This window comes from Kitasatospora sp. NPDC056783 (genome assembly GCF_042789895.1).
GTDB lineage: Bacteria > Actinomycetota > Actinomycetes > Streptomycetales > Streptomycetaceae > Kitasatospora.
In genome coordinates this window covers 1-5,551 of record NZ_JBHUAF010000481.1, presented here as the reverse complement: position 1 = coordinate 5,551, position 5,551 = coordinate 1, and the positions used below count along the sequence as shown (strand labels likewise).

At 71.6% G+C, this 5,551-nt stretch carries 3 protein-coding genes; 2 read left to right on the top strand and 1 reads right to left on the bottom strand.

Translation table 11 applies throughout. The features are described 5' to 3' along the window. Positions 1-1,782 precede the first annotated feature (1,782 nt). Positions 1,783-2,688, bottom strand: coding sequence for a hypothetical protein (locus ACFRMQ_RS37415; protein ID WP_380735315.1), 906 nt, complete (start codon positions 2,686-2,688; stop codon positions 1,783-1,785). A gap of 399 nt (positions 2,689-3,087) precedes the next feature. Here ACFRMQ_RS37415 and ACFRMQ_RS37410 point away from each other — a divergent pair, with 399 nt between their 5' ends. Beyond that, positions 3,088-4,197 carry a serine hydrolase domain-containing protein gene (locus ACFRMQ_RS37410; protein WP_380735317.1) on the top strand — a complete coding sequence of 370 codons (1,110 nt, stop codon included), beginning with the start codon at positions 3,088-3,090 and terminating at the stop codon, positions 4,195-4,197. Between the two features lie 116 nt (positions 4,198-4,313). After that, on the top strand, positions 4,314-5,495 hold the full coding sequence (locus tag ACFRMQ_RS37405; protein WP_380735314.1) for a serine hydrolase domain-containing protein: 1,182 nt from the start codon (positions 4,314-4,316) through the stop codon (positions 5,493-5,495). Positions 5,496-5,551: the final 56 nt, after the last annotated feature.

Sequence of the window (5,551 nt, the reverse complement as noted above, 5' to 3'; positions counted from 1 at the left end):
CGGCCTAACACCCCCACCCCCCCCCGCGGGCCCCCGTCCCCCGCGTGTGACAGACCGGCTCCACACTTAAAGCGCGCCGTTTCGCACGTGGGGTTGTTGGCGCGGGGGGGGCCCCCCCCAACACCCACGTCTATTCTCAGTGGTCGTAGCTCATGGCGAGCCCCCTTTCTTTTCGACGGACAGAGGGATCACGGGAAGACGGATTTTGCGACCCCGAAAACTGGGATCACCTCACGGCGTCAGTCGACAGACAGCCGACGCCACCCGCTCCCGTGAAGTCGGGACCTTCACCTACCGAAAGGCAAGGCTGAAGAAATGACCACGCCAGACATCACCGGTGGGTCTGGACGGCGGCCGGAATCACTTACGCAAACAGAGAATCCAGCGGCTCCACGTGGAGGTCGGGCCGCGTCCATCGATTTTCAAGATCGTCGGACAGGTGAAGCGTGGTGACGAGCCCATCGCGTTGATACCGCCGAAATCGGCTTCCTTTTCTTTTGCCTGTCCCGGCCGGCTACCCGGCCGAGGAAGATCAGTACGTGATCAATTTAATTGGCTGACGTTCCGCCAGTCAAGCGTGGATGATCTTGCCCGGCCCTGCCAAATGTCAAAAACGTATCCCCCGGATTGCCTGGGATTGCCAGAACGTTTCCGTATCCATGTGGCCGCAACAAAACTCCCCCCATTCGCCATGAAGCACCTGAAACGGCTGAGGTGATCATCACATCTTCCGGCAGCCCGCCCGACAGGTCAGTACAACTACTCCAGCGCCGTTTCGTGATCTATCCAGTGAGTTCGCTGGCGGTCCATCGTCGGTAGTGGCTGCGTCGGGCTGTCGTCTGGTGCCCTCTGCGCCAGTTGGACCAGTGCAGCACCCTGGTCGCAACCCGGATCGCCGGGCGGTTCAGGCGAGTCGAGCCTCGGGCTGTGGCCCGCTCCTACCTGCTCGGGCTGCTGTCGGACGGGCAGGTAGGCCGGACACGTTGTTCCGCTCGCCAACGGCCTGCGCACGCCCAAGCCGCCGACTCCGGGCACACGGTGAGCCGGCCGGAGTCTGCGTCGAATCCGATCGCGGCGACGTGCCCGGCCAGCTCCGGGGCGATGGCCGCCCATCGCTCGCGCAGCGTCGCGCCAGCGGCCGGGAGCTCCCACACGCGTCGGAGTTCTCCAGGAAGGGGAAGTGCGAGCTCGCCACGCTCCTCGCTCCTGGTCGCGGACCGGCCCGGTCGACCACCGACCGGTGCAGGGACCGCCCGACGAAGCTTCATCGCTCTGTAGCGAGCGGCCGGCCCCTGCCGACTGGAGCGGCAGCGCGGCCCTCGGCGTCCCGTCTTCCTCGTCTCGCACGAACTCGTCTCGCACGAACTCGTCCTGCGCGAGGGGCCGTTGTTCACCTCCGCGCTCGAGCTCCCGGTGCCGTGCCCGGTGCGGCTGGGAGAGTGGGCCCCGGGCCGGGAGACCGCGCCCGCACCGCTCGTGCTCCTGGTGCTCCTGCTGTGCGGGGTCGGCGGGCGGCTCACCATCGGCGGCGCCCGCCCTGCCGGGCACCCCGGGGCGGGGACCAGGAGTTGACACCCGGCAAGGAACACCGTGACGGCAAAGGACCTCGTGATGACAGCGGAGTTCCTGGAGCGGTCCGTCCGCATCGCCTACGCGGACGACACCGGCCACAAGGGACAGACGTGACCACCGTTCCGTTCGACGACCGTGACGGTGTGATCCGGCCGGGCGGGCGTTCGCGCCGTGTCGCGCCGCCCGCCCGCGCGTCCTCCGGGCCGCGGCTCAACCGGGGGGCCGGCCGAGGACGTAGCAGCGCAGGTCGATGTCCTCGGGCAGGGCGGGCGCGCCGCCGGGAAGGGCGACGGCGCCGACCGCGACGACGAACGTCCGGGTCACGGCGTCGCTGCCCTTCTTGGTCCGGGGGGATTGGAAGAGCAGGTAGCGGGCCAGCAGGTAGTGCCCGGTGGTGAGGCGGGGGTCGGCCAGGAGGTCGAGGGCGGCGCGGTGCAGGGCGGCGCCGTCCCGGGGGGTGGGGGTGGCGGCGTAGAGGGGGCTGGCGACGCGTTCGAGCCGGGAGGTGTCCAGGCCCCGGGCCGCGTAGCGCGCGACGAGTTCGGCATCGGTGCGGCGGGCGGCTTCGCCCCGCAGGAGGCGGTTGCCGTCGATCCGCCGTCCGTCCGGCAGGAGCACCCGGTTCTGGAGGACGTCGCCCTGGACCCCCTCCGTGGCGAATCGCCGCTCGGCCAGGCGGCCGTAGCGCAGCATGGCCTCCCAGGCCGGGGTCGCCAGGCCCGCGGTGTAGGTGCGCGTGGCCTGGTCCCACCGGGCGCCCTCGCGCAGGCGGCCGACGTCGCCGAGGCGGTCGTAGTTGGTGTCGCCCTCCCGGATCGGGGTGCGGAAGCGTTCCGGGTCGAAGGGGAAGCCGTTGGGGGGAGGCGGGCCCATCGCGACGGCGAGACGGTAGCGCCAGTCGATCAGGCGGGCGTGGACGGCGGCCAGCGCGGCCACCCGGGCCGGCACGTCCGCGGCGGTGTGCCACAGCCGGGCCAGCAGGCCGGCCGCTTCGGTGGCGGCCTCGGCCTGTTCGCCGGCGAAGGCACGGGCCTTGGCCTGCCGGGCGGGGTCGGCGAAGCGCAGGGCGAGCGGGCTGGTGGGGAAGTCACCAGGGGTGATCGGTGCCGTGGGCATGGGCCTCATCTCCTGGTCGCTCGGCTTGCCACCGGGCGGCGGAGAGCCCAACCCGCGCCCGGTGGTGGCCAGTTCATCGTGCCATTCACGCCCGAACTCCGATGGTCCGTCAACGTGCGGGAGGGAAACGACATCGGTGGCGCGGGTGAGGAGCGGGCGAGGAACGGCGGGCCGGCCGGCACCGGTGGGCAGGACCACGGTCCTGGTCAGGGGCGGCTCCCGGAGCCTGCTCCCGGGCGCGGTTCGTCCTGGGTGCGGACGAACTCCCCCGCCCCCGAATGGTCCTCTTGATCGAGGCCGGGAATCACCGGCGTCAATCATCGGAGGGGACCTCTCGTGTACGAGCACGCACCGCACAACCGCTTCCCGCTCTCCCGCCGGGGCAGCCGGCACCGGGCGATGGCGGTCGTGACCGCCGTGGCCGCCGGGGTCATGACGGCCGGGGCGCTGGCACCGACGGCGGCGTTCGCGGGTGGCAAGCCGCAGCCGGACAGTGTCCAGTCGAGCCTGAACGCGCTGGTGAAGGACGACGGCCTGCCCGCCGCGCTGGCCTCCGTCCAGGGCCGCGACGGCCGCACCCGCACCTACACCGCCGGCGTCGGCGATGTCGCCACCGGGGCCAAGGTCCCCGTGGACGGGCAGGTTCGGATCGGCAGCAACACCAAGCCCTTCACCGCCGTCGTGGTGCTCCAGCTCGTCGCCGAAGGGAAGGTGGGCCTGGACTCCCCCGTCGACACCTACCTCCCCGGTCTGCTGCGCGGCGACGGCATCGACGGGCGCAACATCACCGTCCGTCAGCTGCTCCAGCACACCAGCGGCCTGCCCGACTACGTGGACAAGGGCGCGATCCTCGCCGACCCGACGCGGTACTACGAACCGCGTGAACTGCTCGACGCGGCCCTCACCCAGAAGGCCCGCTTCGCCCCGGGCACGCGCTGGTCGTACAGCAACACCAACTACCTGATGGCGGGCCTGATCATCCAGAAGGTCACCGGACGGCCGCTCGGCGAGGAGGTCAACCGGCGCATCGTCGACCGCATCGGCCTGCGCCACACCTACTTCCCCACCCCCGGGGACACGAGCATCCGCGAGGCCCACCCCAAGGGCTACAACCGGGACGCCGACGGCTCCCTGCGCGACTACACCGAACTGGACCCGTCCTGGGGCTGGGCGGCGGGCGCCGCCGTCTCCACCACCAGCGACATCAACCGCTTCTACGCGGCGCTGCTCGGCGGTCGCCTCATCCCGGCGGCCCAGCTCGCCGAGATGCGCACCACCGTCCCCGCCGACGAGGTGACTCCGGGCTTCCGCTACGGGCTGGGCCTGGCGAGCCGGCCGCTGTCGTGCGGCGGCGTGTACTGGGGCCACGGCGGGACCATTCCGGGCTACTACACCGCCGGGGGCGCCACCGACGACGGCCGCGCCACCAGCATCGCGGTGACCGCTATCCCGGGTGACGCCGCCGAGAAGCACGTGGCGGCCGCGGTGGACTCCGCCCTGTGCCGCTGACCCTCCCCGATCGGCGCTGAGCGTCCGCGCCGGTACGACCGGCGGGTTCCGTGCGCACCCGCGCGCGGAACCCGCCCTTCCCCACCGATTCCCCACTCCAGCAGAGGAGTTCCTCCGTGAACGAGCACGTACAGCACCACCGCACCCGCCGGCCCCTCCGTGGCCGGCGCGGGTTGGCGGCGGCCGTGGCCACGGTGGCCGCCGGCGTCGTGGCGGCCACGGCTCTGGCACCGACCGCGGCGTTCGCGGGCGGCAAGCCGCAGCCGGACAGCGTCCAGTCGAGCCTGAACGCGCTGGTGAAGGACGACGGCCTGCCCGCCGCCCTGGCCTCCGTCAAGGGCCGCGACGGCCGCACCCGCACCTACACCGCCGGCGTCGGCGACCTCACCACCGGGGCCAAGGTCCCCATGGACGGACAGATACGCGCCGGCAGTAACACCAAGACCTTCACCGCCGTCGTCGTCCTCCAGCTCGTCGCCGAGGGAAAGATCGGCCTCGACGCGTCCGTCGACACCTACCTGCCCGGCCTGCTGCGCGGCGACGGCATCGACGGACGCCACATCACCGTCCGTCAGCTGCTCCAGCAGACCAGCGGCCTGCCCGACTACATGAACGCCCCCGAGTTCTCGGACTTCGTCCCGATCCAGTACCGCTACTTCGAGCCCCGCGACCTCCTCGACGGCGCCCTCGCCCAGAAGGCCCTCTTCCCCGCGGGGACCGACTGGGCGTACAGCAACACCAACTACGTCGTCGCCGGCCTGATCATCCAGAAGGTCACCGGACGGCCCGTCGGCGAGGAGATCACCAAGCGTGTCATCGACCGCATCGGGCTGCGCCGCACCTACTTCCCCGCCCCCGGGGACACCCGCATCCACGAGGCCCACCCCAAGGGCTACCTCCGCAACTCGCTGGACGGGCCTCTGATCGACTACACCGAGATGGACTCCTCGATGGCCTGGGCGTCGGGGGCGGTGGTCTCCACCAACACCGATCTCAACACGTTCTTCACCGCGATCCTCGACGGCCGGCTCCTGCCCGCGGCGCAGCTCGCCGAGATGCGCACCACCGTCCCCGCCGAGTTCCTGGGCCCGGGGGTCCGCTACGGGCTGGGCCTGCAGAGCAAGCCCCTCTCCTGTGGCGGCCTCCTCTGGGGCCACGGCGGGACCACCCCGGGCTACCGTTCCCGCGACGGGGTCACCGAGGACGGTCGCGCCGCCACCATCACGGTCACCTCCGTCCCGGAAGCGGTCGGCGCGCAGCACATGGCGGATGCCCTGGACACAGCCCTCTGCCGCTGACCCGCCCCTCGGCACGCACAACGGGCGGACGGCCTCGCGGCCTCCCTGGAGAAGGG